The sequence below is a fragment of the Ruegeria sp. C9 genome (genome assembly GCF_056537585.1).
Window position 1 is genome coordinate 174,906 of the sequence record NZ_JBQFRU010000003.1, and the last position, 19,492, is coordinate 194,397.

The window sequence follows — 19,492 nt, forward strand, 5'->3', positions numbered from 1 at the left end:
CTAGGCAATTGTTCTACTGACCCCACCCAGTCCACTACCAATATCAAGCACATTCGCGCCTGGTGTAAGCTCAAGTTGCTCCAGCAACTGCAAAGTCGCCTGTCTGCCTCGAAAATGGAACTCATCGATAGGCTCAAAATCAGCGGCGCACAGTTTCTTCGGGTCAACGCCCGCGGCCTTCAGGCGATCAGCTATTTGGTCGATCAGTCTGCGGCTGCGACCATAGTGATCGGAAACCTGTTCTTTCATTTTCCCACCCTTTCATCAAACAAGTCGGGTGCTACTGAATTCATCTACGACCAAAGCAACCGAAGGGTATAAGGGCACTCAAATGTTCAAGGTAGAGCTTCGAACCAATCGAGCACCGCGTCCCGCCAGCCCTCCGGCACGCCGTGTCCACCTTTGGTGACTTTCAGCCGGATCGAGCCTGCCTCACAATCCATCCAGTCCTTCTGCATCGAGTCGTCATCGCCAAAGCTGTTTTCCGCGCTACCGAAGCAGGCGTTCTCGCGGCGCCAGACATCCAAGCCCTTCATGACGTTACCCTGGTGAAAATCAACACCCTCCCATGTCAGCAGTCGGCCTTCGAACGGCACCATTCGGTCTTTGAAGCCATGTACGTGAAATAGGTGAACTGGCGCATCGCACTCAGTGGTCATGGGCTCCCAGAATGCTCCAGCCGCAGCGGCAAAGCCTCTTGCCATCTCTGGCGCTTGGCACGCAATGTCCCAGACCATCGAACCACCGCGGGAGAAACCTGCGATCAGTATTCTCGACGGGTCTATACCGAAGCGCTCCACCGCGTCGGCGCGAACTGCGCCGACAAAGGAGACATCATCGCGCGCCAGATCATACCCGTCAGCCACACCCCAATCGAGGTCTTTGCTATTAATACTGGGCTGCCCGCTCGGCATAATCACAGCGTAGCCGCGCCGTATGAAAGGATCGACATAGGCGGAGTTCTGGATCATCCCTTTCCCAGACCGTCCATAACCGTGCAACCAAATGACGGAAGGCGGTTCATCCGGAACATCTGGTAGGGCCACGTAGTACTCACCGCCTTCCAGTGTGCAAGGTGCATCTGGCGCGCCACACTCTCCGTCCGAGGCAAAGGCCTCTTTCTGACTTGCAGCAATAACAGCAATGACAATACTGAGCGTCAAAATGCGATTGCGCGTTTCGGGTCGCATCAAAAGTGTACCTTTGTGGTTAGGTCACAGAAAATCATAGCACAGCGTTGCGCATCTCCGAAGGCAGCGGCCAAGCGTTTGTGAACTATCTGAAGTTTAGGCAAAGTTGGCCGGTCGATCTCTTTCCAAATGAGCAGTTATGAGCTTGGGTAAGAACTTAGATTTTGTTCGAGAACCCAGGTAACTTTCATTAAAGTGGTACGGGGGGACTTATGGAACGCCGTCTAACCGCCATTCTGGCTGCGGATTTTGTGGGATTCTCACGCCTGATCGGGCGTGATGAAGAGGGCACGATTACCACCCTAAAGAGCTACCGAAAACTCATTGATGACCTCATCTCAAACTATGGTGGTCGCGTGTTCGGCAGCGCGGGTGACAGCGTCATCGCTGAATTCACAAGTGCAACGGACGCGTCCCGCTGTGCATTGGAAATTCAAAGAGAACTGAAAGCTCGCAACCTCGATCTGCCGGAAAAAGGGCGCATGAACCTTCGTATCGGAATACATCTCGGTGACGTCGTGGCAGATGGCGATAATCTGCTGGGAGACGGCATCAACATTGCCTCTCGGTTGGAAGCAACCGCACCGCCCGGAGGCATTTGTGTTTCCAAAGCAGTTGCCGATCAACTTTCGGGAAAGGTGGACGCGGAATTTGCGCATGCTGGCGCCCATGAATTGAAGAATATCGCCAATAAGGTCGAGGTTTGGACCTGGCCTCCGGAACTTGCGGTCAAACCCAAGCGCAGCGCAGCGATCCGATGGACTGCCGCGACGGCTGTTGTCGCCACAGTTACCGCGATTTCAGCTTTTTTTGTCTTTGGAAGAGATGATCCGCGCGACCTTCCGTCAGGTGCGCGGATTGTCATTACACCTTTTGAAACAATCGGGGAAAACAAGGAAGACGAGTATTTCGCTGAAGGTTTGACGCGTGATCTTAACGCCTTGTTGGCGAAGTTCTCAAACCTGTTTGTTATAGCTCCCGAAGCTGGCGCCGACTTCAGCAGTCGGAAAGATTGCGAAGCGATCAGGGATGCGTTAGGGGCCGATTACATACTTGGCGGCACGGCCCAACGGTCTGACTCGAAACTGCGGGTGACAACTACGTTCATCAATGCAAGGACTTGCCGTCAACTCACGCCGCCGGGCCCCTTTGATATGGACCTAAGCATCGCAAATGTCCTGGATATCCAGGTTGAGATTGCAAGAAAGGTCGCCTCGCAAATCGGCTCAAGCGATGCCCCGTTGTTCAACGCTTCTGTACAGCAGGCTATCCGCGACAAGGCACCGGAAAACCTGGAAGCCTATGAATGCTATCTGTTGGGATTCTGGTTTTATCAAAGTTTCAGCATTGAAGCGCATCGCAAGGCTCGGGACTGTCTACTGCGAACCGTGAAGGAAGAACCTGGTTACTCTCTTGCTTGGTCGCGATTAGCCTTTAACTATCTCGAGTCTAAGAAACGATCATTCGACACCGATCCGGATTGGGCAAATAAGGCCCGAGACGCCGCCACACGTGCACTTGAGGAAGACCCGGACAATGCGGATGCGCACTACGCCCTGGCAATCCTCAGCAGAATGACGGGAGAAGACAAGGCGGTCTTCTTTGAACACGCAAAGAACGCCACGGAGCTTAGTCCCAATGATTCCTGGATCCTAGCGGATCTGGGTATCTTTCTTGCTTACTCCGGCGAGTTTGAAAAAGGTAAAGAGTGGATTTCCCGCGCAAAAGACCTCAACCCCAAACTTCATCCTGGCTACAACAACGCTTGGGTGCTGCACGCGATCTTGCAAGGCAATTATGATGAAGCACAAAAAGTCATCTTGAGCTGGGGTACGCCGAAATCCACCATGTCGATGGCAAGCCTGACTGCAAGCTATGCTTTGGACGGCGAGCAACAAAAGGCGCAAGAGATGGCGCGACGCTTGCAAAACGAACACCCGGAGTTTCTTGACGATCCACGCGCACCGTATCGAGCACGTGGAATGCCAACGGAGCTGATCGAAAAGATTATGGGTGGGCTTCGCATTGCCGGTATTGAAGTTTCAGAGAACTAACGCCGAGATTGCTTGCAAACATCGTCTTCAGAATGGCGGGCATAGAATGTTTGTAGCGGTTCTGGAACCAAGTTGCGCTTGCTACCTAACGCTGTTGCCGACACCGAATTAGGAGATTCGTTATTTCTAAGGACAGTTTTGCGGACACAGAGATTGGAAGACACTTGGCGAACGCTGCACGTCGTTGCCGCATGGTTTTCTTCACTGGATTACCGGCATCTGGAAAGTCATTCCTGTTGCGTCAGCAGATATCCATTGCGATCTCCTTGGGACGTCGTGTGCATATCATGCGTTGGGATACGGGGCTCGCGGCGTTTCAAACCGAAGATATACTCGCGAGGTATCCGGATGTTTCGGATGGAACTCATCCGTTGATCCGAAAGGCAGCCGGGCTGTGGGGGCGGAGAGCACTGACGCGATGGCTGGCGGAGAATACTGACCCCACAGGCATGATTGTCGGTGAAGTCCCTATCATCGGAAACAGGTTTTCAGAGTTCATCCAGACGCAGCCCGATCAGATTGAGCCTGCCTTAGCTTCCGAGGAAACCACATTCATGTATCCGGTTCCTACAAAGGGCTTGCGTGCCAATCTCGAAGCTATTCGAAGATCTACATTTGCGAACCCCAGACATCCTGATGAGGCTAGGGACGCGCCACCATCCACAATGGAGCTGGCTTGGCGCCAGACATGCGCCAAGGCTGCGGAGTTGGGCTTAGTCTCTGAGGTGGACATCCATTCTCCGTATGAGGAGGCGATCTATGTCCGGTTTTTTGAGCACCTGCTGCAACACCGAAACGTCGTCAGAATTGCGGTCGATACGATTTTTTCAGATGCCGGGTCAGCCCATGACCTGAATGCGAACGTCTTAGAACTCAGTGCTAGCTCAGACGAAGTAAAGTACGCAATCGCAGACGTAGAGACTACTTTTACAGCCGAAGCAGCCGCCCGAGAAGTTGAAAACTGGTATCGGGTGTAGTCTCGGACAAAGGTCTGTTCGGTTGGCATTTCGGAATTTGCAAAGCTTGGTTGCGAAGGTCCGTTTTGGGCTGCGACCCGCCGATGCTGCGCATAGTAGAGAACAGCGGGAGTAAGCCCTAGTGCGAAGCCTGGTCCGTTCCCCAATCGTAAGTGTTTGGTTGAAGGCAAGCGAAATAATGTGCGAGCTGTGCGGCCTAGCGCTACGCACCCGTCAGGTGTTCGTGGGGTGTATCCCAAGGCTGCGCCATTTCACCATATACAACGAATGCCGGGCTGAATATGGAAGGGTCGTCCAAAGTAGCCGCATGAACGTAGATGCGTTCAGGAAATCTCTCGGTTCGACTGGTTAATGGCGAACCGCACTCCGAGCAAAAACCGGCGTAGGTGATCGCACCATTGTCGCTCGGTGAAGCGAATTCCTTGACTATACCTGAGACTTTGATCTCAGCCTTAGGGATCGCGAACGCAGAAGAATGGCCGGCGCCTGTGGCCCTCTGACACTTCCTGCAATGGCAATTGAACGAAAACTCGATCTTTGCGCGACATTCATATCTAACCGCACCGCAGGCACAGCCTCCGTTGATTGTGTCAGTCATCTTGCCCCCCAAATTGCCGCTTCAGTTTTTCAAACCCGCTCGACCATCCGAATTCGAGGGCTTGCTTGGCTTGGCGTGTGGGTAATTTTTTGTGCACCAACGTCACCCGAGCACCTCCGTGCTCAGCGGTAAACCGGACACTTACAAGCGTCTCGCGCCCTTCTGTCAGGTCTTTTTCCTTTTCACTTTCCCAAGTGAAGGAAAGGAACTTGTCGGGTTCAACTGATCGGTAGCGACCCAGGTGATGCGAGGCTTCGCCAGATTGCGAGATCATCTTGAAACGCCAAGTCCCGCCGACCCTGACATCCATTTCGAGCACCTCAGCACGAAAACCTTTGGGGCCGAACCATTGCGCGATTTTCGTGGGTTCGGTCCATGCGCAAAATGCCTGATGAACGTCTACAGCATACCAGGCTGAAACGCTCACTTCATTAACGGCAGATACAGCTTCACTGTTCATCAGTCTTCTCGCGAGCCAGGAACGCACCCAATGATTCAAGGTTGTCACTCCAAAAGGCAGCGTATTTTTCAGTCCATGATAACGCAGGTTGAAATCCCCTCTCGTCCAACTCGATGTGATGTTGTCGACCTTTTAACGTCCTGCGGATCATGTGTGCGTGCTCAAGCACTTTTAGATGTTGAGAAATCGCACCCGGTGAGAGCTTATGATCTGATCCCAACTGGTTCACTGTGGTTGGGCCACTCAAAAGCCGATCCAACATCTGTCGTCTGACGGGGTGAGCTAGGGCTGAGAAAGCAACATCAGCATGGGGCATGATTTGAAGAAACCTAAATAGTTTAGGTAAAACTAAATTATACTGAATGATTGTCAAGTGGCAGCTTGCGATTGAAAGCAGAGGAGCAATCCGATCACGCCAAACTCAGGCTTCCCGCGCAGCTCGGGCGTGGTGAATTTGTTTCGTAAATGCTTGGCTATGAGAAGAAGAGCCAATTGCGTTCAATGCACAGTGCTGTGGTAGAGTATCCACAATCACGGCTGCTGTGCCGGCCGTGAGTCACCACTTTCCGGTCCATAGAATTGCATCGTTGCACCATTTCCGCAGTGCTCAAATCTGATCAGCTTCAGTTGGCATGATGGGCAGTCTTTTTCGAAGAGGCGCTTGCCGCCGCCGACAACCACCGGGAAGACCCACAAGCGGAACTCGTCGACAAGACTGTGAGCAAGAAGGGTTTGTATTAGTCGGGAGCTGCCATGCACCTGCAATAGAGGCCCATCCTGTGCCTTTAAAGCCGATATTTCGTCTGCGACGTTACCGTTGTCCGGGTGCGCATTCTGCCAGCGCAAACTGCTAGGTTGTGAGGTCGCAACGTATTTTCGAGCCTTGTTGATACGGTCGGAAAGTGCGGACTTCGGCGCGTTTGGCCAATGGCCTGCAAAGAGGTCATAGGTCTTGCGGCCAAAAACCATATCATAGGGATCAGACATGGCGTGGTGCTCGACCTGGTCCATGACGCTGCCCCAATACGGCGCGGCCCAGCCACCATGTAGAAATCCACCGGATGGGTCTTCTTCCGGCATGATTGGGGATTGCATCACTCCGTCGAGCGTCACGAATGTGAGAACGGCAAGCTGTCGCATGTGGTCCGCCGTTAGTCTGAACTTTTTGAATCAAGATACTCGCCAAGCTTGTCAAAGGCCTGGTTCCAGCCACCGGCACCGGCTGTGCCCTCTTCGACACCGATATGGATCATAGCCATCAGCGTTTTTCCGTTCGCCTCCGAGAGTTCGACGATGATTTCCGTGATGTCAGGAAAGTCTTCGGGCATACCCATCGCCTGAGGTGTGATTAGGGTGCCATCCTCGTCACACATACTCTCGGTATAAACGAGGCGATTTGGCCGGGTGACTTCCTTGTACACGCCGGTGAACCACATTTTCATAGGCCGTTCGGCTGCGGTCATTTCCATACAGACCTTACGCGTACCGCCAACAACCACATCCATTTCTGCTACCGGAACGGACATACCGCGGGGTCCGTACCACGCACGAAACAGAGCCGGGTCAGTCCACATGTCCCATATAGTCTCAATCGGGGAATCAAACTCGCGCTCGATCTTCACCCATTTGTATTCCTCATTCATTGGGCGTTCCCTTCATTCCATTTAGAATCTTCTCCATGGCGTCGAAGCGAGCCTCCCATATGAAGCGGTATTGGTCGGTCCAGCTTGCTACGGCCTCCAAAGGCTTTGTGTCCAAGGCACAGGGCCGGAACTGGGCTTCTTTGCCACGTGTGACCAGACCGGCGGCCTCGAGCACCCGGATGTGCTTTGAAATTGCAGGCAGAGTTGCTTCGAACGGTTCTGCCAGTTCATTCACCGTGGCTGAGCCTCGCGCCAAACGCGCCAGGATCGCGCGCCTCGTTGGATGAGCCAATGCGGAGAAGGTTGCATCGAGTTGTTCATCGCCAAACATGACATGATATTAAACCAAACAGTTAATTAATCAACTGGTATAATTAGGGCCAACAAAATCAACCATGCGGCTGTGCGATGGGGATACGGACTTGGCAGAAGAACCTGACTTGTTGGCAATGGTCACTCCTTTTTTCGTTCGTCCCCATGGGCGAGCGCGATATCTTCATGAGCCTGCTCACGCCGCTCTCCGCCAGTGAGCGAGGGCTGGTCAGAGCAAAAGGGCGCGCAGTATGGAAGTTTCCAAACGACTATTCAGCGCGGCTTGCGAAGATCAATGGGAATTGAATTGAGATACGTTGGAGCTCGGCGACATGGCGGAAGACGATGTCCGCTTTGGGCTGCGACCGGTCACTTACGCCAAATGTAAATAACGGCGACACAGAGCTCTTGCTTCCAGAGTTCGGCATCGCAACGAACGTTGGAAGGTTGGATTAACTTCCTCTGCTAGAAGGAAGCTACTGGAGATCCTCGTTCAGCATGTCGATGAAGCGTCGCACACGTGGTTCCAGCAGACGCTTGTGTGGATAAAGTGCCAGGATCGGAAGCTGACCGTGGTCGAGGTGTGCGACGAGTATTTCGCAATGCCCGCTATGTCCGCATCGGGAAGTTCGTTTAGCTCAGCAATGAGAGCTCGCATTTGAAGCTGCATCCAGCCTACCGTGCGAAATGGCGCATAAGATGGGGAGTAAGAACTGAATTTTTCCAGGTGGCACTATGCTGCCGACGACGGGAGTTTCACACACAGCCTTAATTTCAGAACGCATCATTCCTCACGGCCGTTTCCTCATCGTTCCGTTTCCAAGTCTTCCATCGATCCTCCGGCACTTTGGAAGTCACGCCAAACCCAGACCATTCGATCCACAAACCACATTTTGCCACCTGCAATCAAAACGATTCCGAGGCATGTGATGCCGATATCGAATGTCCAAAGCCCGTAAGCGAAAGGTAATAGTCCCAAGCTGCTTCCAACTGCCAGCACGTTCGCGACACGTTTGTGATGCTCGGAAACTTTCTCACGATGGTGTAGCCAGACACGTTCACCGAGAACACCTTGTGCCGACCAGCTGTCGAAACGATTGGGTTGCGGGAAGACGCGCGGGTTCAGCCAGATCCAGATCAGAACGAAAGCTACTGCTGCCCAAGCCCAGCCAGCGATCCAAGCCCGGCTCCAGATCGCCAGCGCCAAAAACGGCAATGGCGTCAGCACGCGCGTCCAAACAGACCACGGATTGGCATGACGTAGCCATACCGCATCCTTCATGCCCATTAGTCGTTCCGAAAACCGGGCCATGTCCATTTGTGCATCTCCGAAAGTCACCGAAACCGTAATTGAACGACTACCCATTCGAAAGAGTACTCGTACGCAGCCAAATTCTGAAAGTTGGCGAGCGTTTCATTTCCCGCTACGGGCAAATCTTCAAGAATTGACTAACTATCGCAAGCAACTCTAACTGAAATGCAGCGCGATCAAACCCAATCGGATCCTGTGATGGCGGAAACTGAGGGCGAGTCATTTGCGGAGGAAATGGGCTCTGGAATGAGAAATGACCGGCACCCGGAATAACTTTGTGCGTGAGAAGATCTGATCGCTGCAAGCCTGAGGAAAGAACGCCTGCGTGGAACTCAGAGGTGACTTCGTCCAGTTCAGCCGTGAGCATCAGTGTCAGGGTATCAAATTCTGAAAGTGAATCCGCGCCCTGAAACCACGGAGTTGCCGGCGCAAGTACTACAAGCGATGCAAAGCATGTACGTTCAACGCCAATTTCTTCTGCTTTGCCGGATTGTGTTTCATGTGGTCCGGCATATGGCTTGGCACCGGCGGCCGCCAACACGGTGTAACCGCCGATAGAATGCCCAATACCATGCGTCTCGGTGATGTAAGGCCCGAACTCTTTGGAACGGTAAACGTGCTCCACGCACAGTTTCAGCTGTCGAGGACGGTTGATTAGGTTCTCCTGAGTGCCTTCCAGGCTATTGTCAGATCGGCTGTTTCCGACATGCTCCGGTAAAATGACAAAAGCACCCAACGCTGCGAGCCCCATGGCCAAGTCCCGGTGAACCCAGGGCGATCCACCATTGCCATGCGACATCACGATCAGCGGAGCTTTGACAAGTGTGGGCGCAGCATCCCGCGCTGCGGTGAACGCGTAAGGCCCGACCTTCTGCGGAGACATTTTCCTGTCGCACGGGTAGAACAAAACAACTGGTATCGGTCCAGGCCCAGCTGGGTCAGGCACCAAAAACTGGCGCATTCCGGTGTTTGATCTCATAGGTAAAACCCTGCTGATTTCGCAGCCGCGCTTATCAGTTTTCTAACGGCACTACTGCCAACCCAAATGGCATTTGGCCTACTTCGGCGCCGAAGCGAGCGCCGCTCCGATTCCGACAAACGCGCCGCCGGTGATCCTGTTGAACCACCGTCCGCTTCGGGCAAGCCAGGGCGCAATGCGTTGCGCAAATCCTGCGAGCAACAACTCGTAGACGACCTCAACGAGTACGAACGTTCCGCCAAATACAGCGAGCTGTAGCAGGAAAGGCGATCCTGCAACCATGAACTGTGGAAGGAACGCAGCAAAGAACAAGAGGCCCTTTGGGTTTGAAACGGCGACAAGAAATCCCTGCTGGAACATCTTGTATGACCCAAGATCATTCGTTCTTGTCAAACTGGTCGCCGCACCAAAGTCGGGGGGTGCGGAGCGCCAGACCCGAATACCAAGATAAACGAGATATGCGGCACCGATCCATTTCGCGACGAGAAAAGCCCGCTCCGATGCAGCGAGCAAGGTGCCAAAGCCAGCCAGAGAAATCGCGATGAGAAGGAAGAACCCAAGCGCTCCGCCCAAAACGGTGGAAACAGTCGGGCGGAAGCCGTAACAGGCCCCATGTGTCAGGGACAACAACCCATTCGGACCAGGGGTCAGGGATAATCCAACCGCAGCAGCCAAATAAACCAGCCATAGTTCGTACGTCATTTCATGCCTCCAAATCCGCCAAAGCGACCTTTTTCTCGCCAATCGCCTCGCGCAACCGGTATCCTCGGCGTTTGATTTACCAATACACACTGGTATGTGCCTGAATTCATTTTTCGCCCTCTCGCTTGAGCAAGCCCCGCATAAAAATGCTTGCATGGTCTCGCTTGAATTTTTCCACATCCATGGGATCAATTTCGCTGAAAATCAGGCTCCAGATACCTGCAAAAATTACAGGCGCAATAATGGTCCGCGGATCCAAACCTGAAGCCTGTTGGCTGAGCTCGCCACGCTCGACCCCGGCGCTGATCAGGCGGCGCAAGGTCGCGTCACCTTTTGAAAAAATCTCACGATGGTAGAAGGCAACAATTTCAGAGTGATCGTGACCTTCGGCCACCATGACCTTGAAAATGTAGCGCGCGTCACCCGCAACAAGCTGATCGTATAACCGGTCGATGACCTTCTCAAAGAGTTCTTCATAGGGCCCTTCAAACTCGACGATGGCATGAGCCGCTTCGTCAAGTGCGCGTTCCATGGTGTCGCGCGCGACTGCCTCAAAGATGTCCATCTTGGAATTGAAGTATAGATACACCGTTGTCCGGGAAATCCCGGCACGACGCGCAATTCCCTGAAAAGTGCTCCCCGCAAGACCCTTTTCGCGAAGCTCTTCCAGTGCAGCCTGGCGTATCTCACCGGGTCGGTGCTCTTTGCGACGACGGCGCTTGGTTTTTGCTGTGTGTTCCGAAATCTCAATTACCTCCTGTTGCCAACTACAAGTTACTGACGTAAGTGTCATTAAAAATCTGAACAGCGTGTATTGTCGGCAATTTGGGCTAGCTGGAACTTCCAGGATGCCCGGAGTTGCATCACGCAATCAATGCAGCAGGGCATGGTGAGGTCTTTGGCTTTGTCATCCCTCTAGGTAGGAAACGAATTATGTCGGCTCTCAACATTCAACGCATGCTTGCGGGTGTTTTTCTGGGACTGGGTGGTTGGGCATTGATGTTCCCGGGCACTGTCGAGCAGCTTGTTTTCAAACCAAATTACTTCGTGGGCAACGAAACGAGCCGACTATTGTTGGCATGCTTTGGCGCGCAAGCCGTTCTGGCAGGCACCATTATGGCCCTTGCGCGGTTTACGCCTACCACCTTCCTGGTATTTGGATTGGTGGGCTCGATCCCGTTCTTCATCTTCAACTATTATTTTGTCTTTGTCGTTGAGATGTTCACTCATTGGATGCTGCTCGACTTTGTTGGCAACGTGTCGATTTTTGCCTTGTGTATGTATGGATACTGGAAGTCGTTACAGGAGGTGCGTCGGTCCCACTCACACTGATCAAACATTATGCTGTTGGGAATTTGACGAGCCACTTAGGAGACCAAATACCTGTCGAGATGTGCTGAAAGCGTGAGGGCAAACGAGCACAGCATGACGATGAACCTGGAAGACTGGTAGTCTTGAGCAGGCGCGCCTGACCGGCCTGAGTACAAATGATCGGAAAAAAACATGCCCAGATTGCACAGTAAGACAGCCCTTGTGACAGGTGGTGCGCGCGGCATTGGAGCCGCAATTGCGCGTTCTTTTTGTGACGAGGGAGCGAAGGTCATTCTGACTGACAAAGACGTCGATCTTGGTCGAAAAACAGCCAAAGAAATAGGCGCGGAGTTTGCAAAGCTGGATGTGTCTTCCGAGATGGACTGGGAGGCTATCGAAGCACAATTTCCAGTTCTGGATGTGCTTGTGAACAACGCGGGCATCACCGGATTTGAAGGATCCATAGACGGACAACCTCCTGCACATGATCCCGAGAACGCAACACTTTCAGACTGGCGCGCGGTTCATGCCACCAACAGTGACGGGACATTTCTCGGATGCCGCTACGCTATTCGTGCCATGCGCCCAGCGAAAACCGGATCTATCATCAATATCTCTTCACGCTCTGGCATCATAGGTGTGCCTATGGCGGCAGCATATGCCGCTTCAAAGGCTGCTATCCGAAATCACACGAAATCGGTCGCACTGTATTGTGCAAGTCAGGGTCTTGCCATCCGCTGCAATTCTATCCATCCGGCGGCAATCATGACGCCAATGTGGGAGCCACTGTTAGGCGAAGGTGCAGACCGCGCAAAACGAGAGGCAGCAATCGTTGCTGATACACCGTTGCAGCGATTTGGAGAGGCGTCAGAAGTAGCTGCACTGGCTGTTATGCTTGCATCCGACGAAACCCCTTACATGACCGGCGCTGAGCTTAACATTGATGGAGGTATCCTTGCAGGGTCTGTCGCCATTCCTGACGAGTGAAGGCAGGAAGGAGTTAGCGCATCGAGCGGTAATCTGGACTTTTTAGCACGGAGGCGCAGGTGGGCTTTGGTATTGCTGCGACGGATAGGCATGCTGGCAGCTAGACCAGTGTCCGGTTCGGATCACCAACAAGCGCTGACCAGCGAAGCAGAGAATGACACCTCTGAACCCATGCTAATCTCTAGACAAGGCAAAGCAATTGACTTCTGTTCCAAAGATTCGTTTACCGATCAACACGGGCCAAAGCGAGACCGATACCCGACCCAACAAAAAGAACACCAGTTAGCCTGTGACGCCATCGTCCGAGTTTAACTATTGCGGGTCGCGCCATCTGCGCAGAAGCGGCCCACACAAGATCACCGAGCATGATGATGGCTACATAGATCACGGCGGTAAAAAGCAAAGCAGAAGAACCTGATCCGATAGCCACAAACTGAGGCAGGAATGCCGCGTTGAATATTAAAGTCTTTGGATTGATCGTGGCGAGTAGGAGACCCTGCCAAAAGAGTGCTGTCAGCGGCTCACCGCTGGCGCTTTGTTTTTCGATGTCCACGATGCCCATACGCCATGTGGTCACGCCGAGATAGACCAGATAAGCCACTCCGATCCATTTCAGCCAAAGAAAAGCGTAGGCTGCAAATTCGAGGAGCGCGGCCAAACCCAAGACGACGACCAAAAGTTGCAAAGCCACGCCAATAGTGGTGCCAAACACTGTCATTGCGCCGAAGCGAAATCCGTAAGCCAGTGTGTTTGCAACAATCAATGCTACGTTCGGCCCAGGAATGGCGACCAGGAGAGCGGTAGCACCAACCAGTGCGAATATCAGACTCGGCTCCATCGAACATTCCTTTTTTGAGAGCAGCTTTAGCGGTCATTGTCCAAAGGCCAACTTCAACCCGAAAAGCTGGAACTGCAAAGCACGGAATATTAGGCTTGGATCGGGTCGCGAGCAACAAAGAACACAAAAAGCGGCGAAGGGCTGTTGAAGGTTAATCCCACAGAAAGCCAGGCCTCAGTGAATGGGGGCTTTCCATCAGTAGCATGGGTTTCAGAAAAACGCGATCTTGGTTGTTGACCTGGGTCAAATCGACAATAGGCCAGTACTGTATTAATTGCGGGGATCATAGGAGCTCACCGCCATGACATGCAACAAGGTCGGTCGATTCGTTTGGCATGATCTCTTCACGGGCGACCGATCACGCTCAATGGACTTCTATCGAGACCTTGCCTCCTGGAGCTTTTTGACCGAGCACGCGATGGATTTTGCCTGGGGCGGCGGTGAGAAGGACTTTGTGCTCGCCTTAGCACAAGAAGAGGTTGGCGCAGGCATTGCCGAGACACCGCAACACTACGACGACGGATGGATTGCCTATGTGGAGGTCGATGATGTGAACCAATCCGCGTCAGCAGTCGAGAGACTCGGCGGAACCGTTGTGAGACCGCCATTCGAGGTGCCGGGCGTTGGTCGCAACTGTCTTTTGAGGGACCCTTTTGGAGCATTAGTCGGTATCTGCCTGTCCAGACACTCCTATCCGGTGCAGGAGCGGCAATTTGGAGTAGACGGGTATCTATCGAGTTCCGCAGATTTCCCTAGTGAATTCTATTCGGAGTTGTTCGGATGGGTTTCCGGGTACGACAGCGAACTAAAACGAACAACCACCATTTCGCTACTGTCCGGCGATGAAATTGCCGAGCAGTTGCATGGGCTGCCTCAGGAACAAGAAGTTGCTCGCTGGATTCCAAGTATCAAAGTTGAAGATGTCACTGCCGCTTGTCGTGACGTGGAACGATTGGGTGGAAAACTAGCCAAGATCGACACGAATGATCCGGATCGCACACGCCGCCCGGTCTTTTACGATCCGAATGGTGCGCTATTCTTTCTTGTACAGTCACAGGACTGATTTGGGGCCAACCCGAGGATGACCCGCCTGAACGCATTTCGGCTCATCAACACTTGTTCGTTTTGTCTGCTTCGACAATTTGATTGGTCGGCAGGAAGTGCCGCTCATTTCCCCACGACCCTTCATCAGGATCAGAGAACCTCGTCAACAGGGCGCCGTAATGACATGGGCATTGGGGGCGCGTGTTTGCAAAGTCCGCTAACCTTGAATTGCAAGGCTCGGATTTGAATGGCTGCTTCGGGCTGCGACCGGTCAGTCATGCTCGTTGCAGAAAATGTCGACTACTCCAAACCGGTCACTACGGCACTCCGGCTTTTCGCAGCCCCTCTACCAAATGTTCAAAGTAGTCTTGATTGTAGCCGGGCAAACTTTGGGCGACGAATGACAGCGAGAATTCGGGGTTGAGAGCAAGAGCTTTGGTAACGGCTGCGCGGGCTTCATCTAAATTGTCTTGTTGCGCCAGTGCTGCTGCTCGGAACAAGTTTGGCCAATACTCACGCTCGTTTTCTCTAACGGCTTTGCCCGCCCAGTGTTCTGCAAGCTTGTAGTCTTTCAATTGATAGTGAGCTGATGCGTTGTTGACATAGAACGTCCATAACAAGGGATCGTTGGGACTAAGTTTAATGGCCATGGCCACATGAGCCAGCGAGTCCTCCGCACGCCCTCCGGCTTTCAGCGCGAAGGCCATGCCGTGATGTGCTAGGGCAAAGTTTGGATTGAGCGCGATGGCCTTTTCCAGGCTGGCGATCCCTGAATCCGTGTCCCCAGCAAGACAGAACGCCCGGCCGAGTGCGTAATGGGTCAAAGCTTCACGGTCGTCCAAAGCCTTCGCTTTTTCCGCCAATCTTATGGCATTCTTCACAGTCTCGGAAGACTGGTCGGCAATTCGCATTATGACGTCTGAGACGCCTACAAGAGCGCAGCCGGCGTAAGCCAAGGCAAAATTCGGATCAGCCCGCGTGGCCGTCTCAAACAACTGACGAGCCTTTTCATTGCCTTGCTTGGTAAAGCGATTTAGATGCCAGTTTCCCCGTTGATACAGGTCCCAAGCGTTGAGATCTGAAGTTGGCTTATGCTTCGCCCGGTCTTGCTCAGCGCCGCGCAGTTCTGAATCGATACTGCCAACGATTGTCTCAGTAATCTCATCTTGCAGTGCGAAAATGTCATCGAGCTCCCGGTCGTAACGGTTGGCCCAAAGGTGATTGGAACTTTCGGCATCAATCAGCTGTGTGGTGATGCGAACCCGGTTTCCGGCTTTTCGGACACTGCCTTCAAGCACGTAACGAACGCCAAGCTCTTGTGCCAACCGACGCACATCCACCGCCTTGCCCTTGTGAACAAACGTTGAATTGCGGGCAATTACAAACAACCAGCGAATGCGTGATAGCGCGGTGATTATGTCCTCGCTGACCCCGTCTGCAAAATACTCTTGCTCGGGATCGCCGCTCATATTGTCAAAAGGCAAAACAGCAATCGATGGTTTTTCGGATGCCGATTGCGTACTGTCGGCGGTGGGTTCGATTGCGTCTTGCTCATTTGGTGCGGACCAATGCCAAGCTCTCACCGATTGGGCAATGTTTTTCAGATTTTGCTCACCAAGATCTCTGAAGATCGGCCCGGTTTTCATGCGCACGGCTTGTTGGACAATATCGGACACACAAACGCCGCCGGGTTCTGCCAACGCCTCCAGCCGCGAAGCGATATTGACACCGTCGCCATAGATGTCGTCCCCATCAATGATAACATCACCGAGATTGATCCCGATGCGTAGGCGGATTGGGCCACCGCACTGCACCAGCGCTGACTGGACGGCCATTGCACAATTCACAGCATCCACAACACTGGCAAACTCCACCAGCGCACCATCACCCATCAGCTTGATAATACGGCCGTTATGTTCGCTGACCGTCGGATCGAATGTTTCCAGTCGATGTGACTTCAAGCGTCCCAGCGTGCCTTCCTCGTCGTCTTCCATAAGTTTGGAAAAGCCAACAACATCGGCGGAAAGTATGGCGGTCAGCTTGCGGTCCAATTTCCGTTCCTCCACAGGGCAACGTTAGACCCGATGGGGCGCAAAATCCATGCAGTACAGTTGATGATAGAGCGGCCGCGTTTGGCAAAAAACTAAGGCAACGCTTGGCGAATTCGGGCTGCCGCCGCTAACCCATCGGCAAAACGTTCAAAATCATCCGGTCGCCGCCACATAGACCGAAACCCGCGGGCAAGGCTATTGACCGTGTCATCCTCAACCACAATACCTCGACTTGTGAACTCATCGTGACGTTCGGTGACGAACTCTCGCAACGCGTCGGAGGCGTCTCGTTGTCGTCCGAGCTGCGCGTAAGACGCGGCGACAAAGGCAGTGGCCAGCGAGTTAAGCCGCGCTGCCCCCATCAGAAAACCAAGCACTGCTTCATAGTTACCGTTGAAAAATTCGACCTGCCCCATAATCCAGTCGATAGCAGGCGGATGTAGCGGGTCCAGCGCCATAGCTTCCGAAACTACGTCGCGCGCCTTTTCGTGCTGGCCGAGCAGTAGGAAAGCATAGCCACACCAAGCCATCGACTCCGCCTCGCTTTCTATCATGGAAAGTGTCTTGTTGAATTGCGCTTCGGCCTCGCTCCACAGCCCGGCACAGAGATAAGCAAACCCAAGCTGGTCTTGAATGTAGACGTCCCGGTTATCCAGTGCCACGCCCTTTCGGGCGATCTTCAACGTGTGGGCCGGTGCGTCAGCGTCTGCCAGACCAAGCCACAAGTCTATGACATACGTGTCCGAAAGATACATGTAAGATCGCGCGATGGTCGGATCGAGCGCGACCGCTCGTTCCAACAACGCTCTCGCCTTGGCCGTATCTCGTGCGTTCAAGCCGTCGCGTAGTGCCTTGCCCTTTAGCATCAGCTCATAGGCCTTCATCTGATCCGTTGGTTTCTGTGTCGAACGGTCGACAACATCGTGCTGGACCCTGCCTGGCAACACTGCGACGATACTTCGGGCCACCTCGTCTTGTACCGCCAGAACGTCCTCCAGTTCGTGGTCGTATCGATCCGACCAAAGTTGAGTACCTGTACGGGCGTCAGCGAGCTGTACCGAGATCCTCACGCGGCTGCCAGCCTTCCGCACGCTGCCTTCAACCAGGTAATCTGCGCCGAGAGCCTCCGCGATTTTGGCTGGATCTGTGTCCTGTGTCCGGAACCTGAAAGACGCATTTCTGGAAACAACCTTGAGCGTTCGAAAACGCGATAAGCCCACAATAATGTCTTCCGCAATCCCGTCGCTAAAAAAGGCCTGCTCGGGGTCATCGCTCATGTTGTGTAGAGGCAGGACCGCAATAGTGGCTTTTCCTGATGATTCAGGCCGAGGCGGTTCAGCACATACTGCGCTTAACCCGCCAATGCGCCAAGCATGTACCGGTTCGGCAACGTTCTTTACCGTGTGCTGACCAGCATCCTCCCAGGCGACCGGTATACGGTTCCCGACCACACGATATACAGCGTCAGACACCAACACACCGCCGGGTGGGGCAAGCTGCTCCAACCTAGACGCAAGGTTCACACCGGATCCAAAAACATCTCCGTCGCGCATGATAATGTCGCCAAGAGTGACACCGATGCGAAAGCGAAGTGGGTCGGAGCCCACCACTGGCGAATTTTGCAGTTCAACCGCGCATGAAACGGCATCGACAGCACTGTCGAACTTGGCGAGCAGACCGTCACCCATCTGTTTGACAATGCGACCGTGATGCCGACCAACAAGCGGAATAAAGGTTTCGTCAATGTGCGCTGAGAGGACTTCGAGCGTGCCTTTCTCGTCCCGCTCCATTCGGGCGGTAAAGCCGACAAGGTCAGCAATCAGGATGGCCGCCAGCTTTCGCTCCAAGTATTGTCCTCTTTTCTTTTTCATACTGGTCGCTACGTGTTTAGACCATGCGAAAGTGCACAGGACTGACTTCTGACTTTGCTTGAAGTCGGCTTCAGCGTTGGGAAGCGCTGCGATACGTCTGCTTGAAGAGCTCACACCGCAAACGGCCTTTTTAACCTCATCTTGCAAAAGGTCATGGCCGGTTTGGGTAGTTGCTATCCATTCGAGTTGAACACCTATTACAGTTATATCAAGTGAGCAGGCGTCCATCTGAAAAGGCTTTTCTCATATTCGGTAATTGAGTTCGAAAGCCACTTCTGAAACACCTTTGCCGCTGGGCGAACTGGTCCAGGCAGCGTGACGAGGTGATATCCGATCTGCGGGATTGGATCATCGAATAGCGCCACGAGATCTCCAGACTTCAATTCATCAGAGATGAATGCCGGAACCGTCGCCCCAACACCATCACCCCGGCGGATTCCATCAAGCAGCATGTTGCCCGGCAGGCGAACAACTCTCCTATCGGCATCGGGTGGTACTCCAACCTTTTCCAACCACAGGTCAAATTCGACCGAAGCCTGCTCCTGAAGAAGAGTAAAGTCGAGCAATTCAATTGGGTCTTTGAGCACTCGTTCCCCAATCAATTCTTTTGCAGCGACCACTGTCAGACAGCCAGGTAGCAACATTTGCGAGATCAGTCCCGACCAGCGCCCGGTGCCGTATCGAATGGCTATGTCAATGCCCCCTGGTTTGAGGTCGACAGCTTGGATTGTTGAGTCGATCCGAAGCTCAATATCCGGGAACTCCTGAACAAATGCCGATAGACGCGGCATGAGGAATGCGCTTGAAAACATCGGTGTCGCACTGACTACCAGCGGGCGAACCGCCTCTGCACTTGATATGCTCTCAGTCAGGGACGTCATTGAGGCGAATGCTTCATGCAGACCTGCCGCTAAGAATTCTCCCTGTGCAGTCAGAGCGATACCGTGTCGCGTCCGAGTAACAAGCTGGGTTCCTAGGTGCTGCTCCAGGCCTCGGATTTGTTGGCTGACCGCGGAATGGGTCACATTCAGCGCCTCTGCTGCGCGGGTCAAGTTTCTAAACTCTGCGGCGGCGGCAAAGGCTCTGAGAGACGTCAACGAAGGTAACGTGTGCCAATCCATAAGTCAGAAAATCTTACAATACAGAAAAATTTACAACTTCGC

At 53.4% G+C, this 19,492-nt stretch carries 21 protein-coding genes; 5 read left to right on the top strand and 16 right to left on the bottom strand.

Annotation, left to right across the window (positions count from 1 at the left end):
* Together ACR0NE_RS09100 and ACR0NE_RS09105 are read right to left on the bottom strand one after the other, a co-directional pair.
* A complete protein-coding gene (locus tag ACR0NE_RS09100) occupies positions 1-249 on the bottom strand; it encodes a hypothetical protein (protein WP_170594480.1) in 249 nt (82 codons plus the stop codon).
* 86 nt (positions 250-335) lie between these two features.
* Complete coding sequence (locus ACR0NE_RS09105) at positions 336-1,190, bottom strand: alpha/beta hydrolase family protein (RefSeq protein WP_170594483.1); 855 nt, start codon at positions 1,188-1,190, stop codon at positions 336-338.
* A gap of 212 nt (positions 1,191-1,402) precedes the next feature.
* Here ACR0NE_RS09105 and ACR0NE_RS09110 point away from each other — a divergent pair, with 212 nt between their 5' ends.
* Both ACR0NE_RS09110 and ACR0NE_RS09115 read left to right on the top strand, forming a co-directional pair.
* A complete protein-coding gene (locus ACR0NE_RS09110; RefSeq protein ID WP_170594485.1) occupies positions 1,403-3,244 on the top strand; it encodes an adenylate/guanylate cyclase domain-containing protein in 1,842 nt (613 codons plus the stop codon).
* A 191-nt stretch (positions 3,245-3,435) separates the two neighbouring features.
* Positions 3,436-4,221: a DEAD/DEAH box helicase family protein gene (locus ACR0NE_RS09115; protein WP_170594487.1), complete on the top strand. Its 786-nt coding sequence runs from the start codon at positions 3,436-3,438 to the stop codon at positions 4,219-4,221.
* Positions 4,222-4,423: 202 nt separating this feature from the next.
* Here ACR0NE_RS09115 and ACR0NE_RS09120 read toward each other — a convergent pair whose 3' ends face one another.
* From ACR0NE_RS09120 to ACR0NE_RS09165, 10 genes are all read right to left on the bottom strand, one after another.
* The gene (locus ACR0NE_RS09120; protein ID WP_170594489.1) at positions 4,424-4,819 is read right to left on the bottom strand and encodes a GFA family protein; all 396 of its coding nucleotides are present in this window, start codon (positions 4,817-4,819) and stop codon (positions 4,424-4,426) included.
* On the bottom strand, positions 4,812-5,318 hold the full coding sequence (locus tag ACR0NE_RS09125) for an SRPBCC family protein (RefSeq protein WP_480459593.1): 507 nt from the start codon (positions 5,316-5,318) through the stop codon (positions 4,812-4,814). Before ACR0NE_RS09125 ends, ACR0NE_RS09120 begins: the two co-directional genes overlap by 8 nt.
* Positions 5,269-5,595, bottom strand: a complete 327-nt coding sequence (locus ACR0NE_RS09130) for a metalloregulator ArsR/SmtB family transcription factor (protein ID WP_170595280.1) — start codon at positions 5,593-5,595, stop codon at positions 5,269-5,271. The genes ACR0NE_RS09125 and ACR0NE_RS09130 overlap by 50 nt, the downstream gene beginning before the upstream one ends.
* Before the next feature lie 215 nt (positions 5,596-5,810).
* Entirely contained in the window at positions 5,811-6,419 is a 609-nt protein-coding gene (locus tag ACR0NE_RS09135) for a dihydrofolate reductase family protein (protein ID WP_170594491.1), read from the bottom strand.
* Positions 6,420-6,430: 11 nt separating this feature from the next.
* Positions 6,431-6,922 (bottom strand): SRPBCC family protein, encoded by a 492-nt coding sequence (locus ACR0NE_RS09140; RefSeq protein ID WP_170594493.1) that lies wholly within the window; start codon positions 6,920-6,922, stop codon positions 6,431-6,433.
* Positions 6,915-7,253, bottom strand: a complete 339-nt coding sequence (locus tag ACR0NE_RS09145; RefSeq protein ID WP_170594495.1) for a metalloregulator ArsR/SmtB family transcription factor — start codon at positions 7,251-7,253, stop codon at positions 6,915-6,917. The genes ACR0NE_RS09140 and ACR0NE_RS09145 overlap by 8 nt, the downstream gene beginning before the upstream one ends.
* A gap of 786 nt (positions 7,254-8,039) precedes the next feature.
* Complete coding sequence (locus tag ACR0NE_RS09150) at positions 8,040-8,600, bottom strand: DUF6653 family protein (RefSeq protein ID WP_480459594.1); 561 nt, start codon at positions 8,598-8,600, stop codon at positions 8,040-8,042.
* 58 nt (positions 8,601-8,658) lie between these two features.
* Positions 8,659-9,297, bottom strand: a complete 639-nt coding sequence (locus ACR0NE_RS09155; protein WP_170594497.1) for an alpha/beta hydrolase family protein — start codon at positions 9,295-9,297, stop codon at positions 8,659-8,661.
* Positions 9,298-9,603: 306 nt separating this feature from the next.
* Positions 9,604-10,227 carry a LysE family transporter gene (locus ACR0NE_RS09160; protein ID WP_170594499.1) on the bottom strand — a complete coding sequence of 208 codons (624 nt, stop codon included), beginning with the start codon at positions 10,225-10,227 and terminating at the stop codon, positions 9,604-9,606.
* Between the two features lie 106 nt (positions 10,228-10,333).
* Entirely contained in the window at positions 10,334-11,098 is a 765-nt protein-coding gene (locus ACR0NE_RS09165) for a TetR/AcrR family transcriptional regulator (protein WP_170594501.1), read from the bottom strand.
* A gap of 62 nt (positions 11,099-11,160) precedes the next feature.
* Here ACR0NE_RS09165 and ACR0NE_RS09170 point away from each other — a divergent pair, with 62 nt between their 5' ends.
* Both ACR0NE_RS09170 and ACR0NE_RS09175 read left to right on the top strand, forming a co-directional pair.
* Positions 11,161-11,559, top strand: coding sequence for a hypothetical protein (locus tag ACR0NE_RS09170; RefSeq protein ID WP_170594503.1), 399 nt, complete (start codon positions 11,161-11,163; stop codon positions 11,557-11,559).
* Between the two features lie 171 nt (positions 11,560-11,730).
* Entirely contained in the window at positions 11,731-12,525 is a 795-nt protein-coding gene (locus ACR0NE_RS09175; protein ID WP_170594505.1) for an SDR family oxidoreductase, read from the top strand.
* Positions 12,526-12,748: 223 nt separating this feature from the next.
* Here the strand turns inward: ACR0NE_RS09175 and ACR0NE_RS09180 are convergent, their stop codons facing one another.
* A complete protein-coding gene (locus tag ACR0NE_RS09180) occupies positions 12,749-13,363 on the bottom strand; it encodes a LysE family translocator (protein WP_170594507.1) in 615 nt (204 codons plus the stop codon).
* Between the two features lie 301 nt (positions 13,364-13,664).
* Here ACR0NE_RS09180 and ACR0NE_RS09185 point away from each other — a divergent pair, with 301 nt between their 5' ends.
* Entirely contained in the window at positions 13,665-14,426 is a 762-nt protein-coding gene (locus ACR0NE_RS09185) for a VOC family protein (protein ID WP_170594509.1), read from the top strand.
* A 298-nt stretch (positions 14,427-14,724) separates the two neighbouring features.
* On the opposite strand, the gene ACR0NE_RS09190 is transcribed toward ACR0NE_RS09185, so the two are convergent.
* The 3 genes from ACR0NE_RS09190 to ACR0NE_RS09200 form a co-directional block, all read right to left on the bottom strand.
* A complete protein-coding gene (locus ACR0NE_RS09190; RefSeq protein WP_170594512.1) occupies positions 14,725-16,458 on the bottom strand; it encodes an adenylate/guanylate cyclase domain-containing protein in 1,734 nt (577 codons plus the stop codon).
* 92 nt (positions 16,459-16,550) lie between these two features.
* A complete protein-coding gene (locus ACR0NE_RS09195) occupies positions 16,551-18,305 on the bottom strand; it encodes an adenylate/guanylate cyclase domain-containing protein (RefSeq protein WP_170594514.1) in 1,755 nt (584 codons plus the stop codon).
* Positions 18,306-18,532: 227 nt separating this feature from the next.
* Complete coding sequence (locus ACR0NE_RS09200) at positions 18,533-19,450, bottom strand: LysR family transcriptional regulator (protein ID WP_480459598.1); 918 nt, start codon at positions 19,448-19,450, stop codon at positions 18,533-18,535.
* Positions 19,451-19,492: the final 42 nt, after the last annotated feature.

Coding starts and splice junctions, on each gene's coding strand:
- ACR0NE_RS09100 (WP_170594480.1), bottom strand. CDS start 249: ATGAAAGAACAGGTTTCCGATCACTATGGTCGCAGCCGCAGACTGATC.
- ACR0NE_RS09105 (WP_170594483.1), bottom strand. CDS start 1,190: ATGCGACCCGAAACGCGCAATCGCATTTTGACGCTCAGTATTGTCATT.
- ACR0NE_RS09110 (WP_170594485.1), top strand. CDS start 1,403: ATGGAACGCCGTCTAACCGCCATTCTGGCTGCGGATTTTGTGGGATTC.
- ACR0NE_RS09115 (WP_170594487.1), top strand. CDS start 3,436: ATGGTTTTCTTCACTGGATTACCGGCATCTGGAAAGTCATTCCTGTTG.
- ACR0NE_RS09120 (WP_170594489.1), bottom strand. CDS start 4,819: ATGACTGACACAATCAACGGAGGCTGTGCCTGCGGTGCGGTTAGATAT.
- ACR0NE_RS09130 (WP_170595280.1), bottom strand. CDS start 5,595: ATGCCCCATGCTGATGTTGCTTTCTCAGCCCTAGCTCACCCCGTCAGA.
- ACR0NE_RS09135 (WP_170594491.1), bottom strand. CDS start 6,419: ATGCGACAGCTTGCCGTTCTCACATTCGTGACGCTCGACGGAGTGATG.
- ACR0NE_RS09140 (WP_170594493.1), bottom strand. CDS start 6,922: ATGAATGAGGAATACAAATGGGTGAAGATCGAGCGCGAGTTTGATTCC.
- ACR0NE_RS09145 (WP_170594495.1), bottom strand. CDS start 7,253: ATGTTTGGCGATGAACAACTCGATGCAACCTTCTCCGCATTGGCTCAT.
- ACR0NE_RS09150 (WP_480459594.1), bottom strand. CDS start 8,600: ATGGGTAGTCGTTCAATTACGGTTTCGGTGACTTTCGGAGATGCACAA.
- ACR0NE_RS09155 (WP_170594497.1), bottom strand. CDS start 9,297: ATGGGGCTCGCAGCGTTGGGTGCTTTTGTCATTTTACCGGAGCATGTC.
- ACR0NE_RS09160 (WP_170594499.1), bottom strand. CDS start 10,227: ATGACGTACGAACTATGGCTGGTTTATTTGGCTGCTGCGGTTGGATTA.
- ACR0NE_RS09170 (WP_170594503.1), top strand. CDS start 11,161: ATGTCGGCTCTCAACATTCAACGCATGCTTGCGGGTGTTTTTCTGGGA.
- ACR0NE_RS09175 (WP_170594505.1), top strand. CDS start 11,731: ATGCCCAGATTGCACAGTAAGACAGCCCTTGTGACAGGTGGTGCGCGC.
- ACR0NE_RS09180 (WP_170594507.1), bottom strand. CDS start 13,363: ATGGAGCCGAGTCTGATATTCGCACTGGTTGGTGCTACCGCTCTCCTG.
- ACR0NE_RS09185 (WP_170594509.1), top strand. CDS start 13,665: ATGACATGCAACAAGGTCGGTCGATTCGTTTGGCATGATCTCTTCACG.
- ACR0NE_RS09200 (WP_480459598.1), bottom strand. CDS start 19,450: ATGGATTGGCACACGTTACCTTCGTTGACGTCTCTCAGAGCCTTTGCC.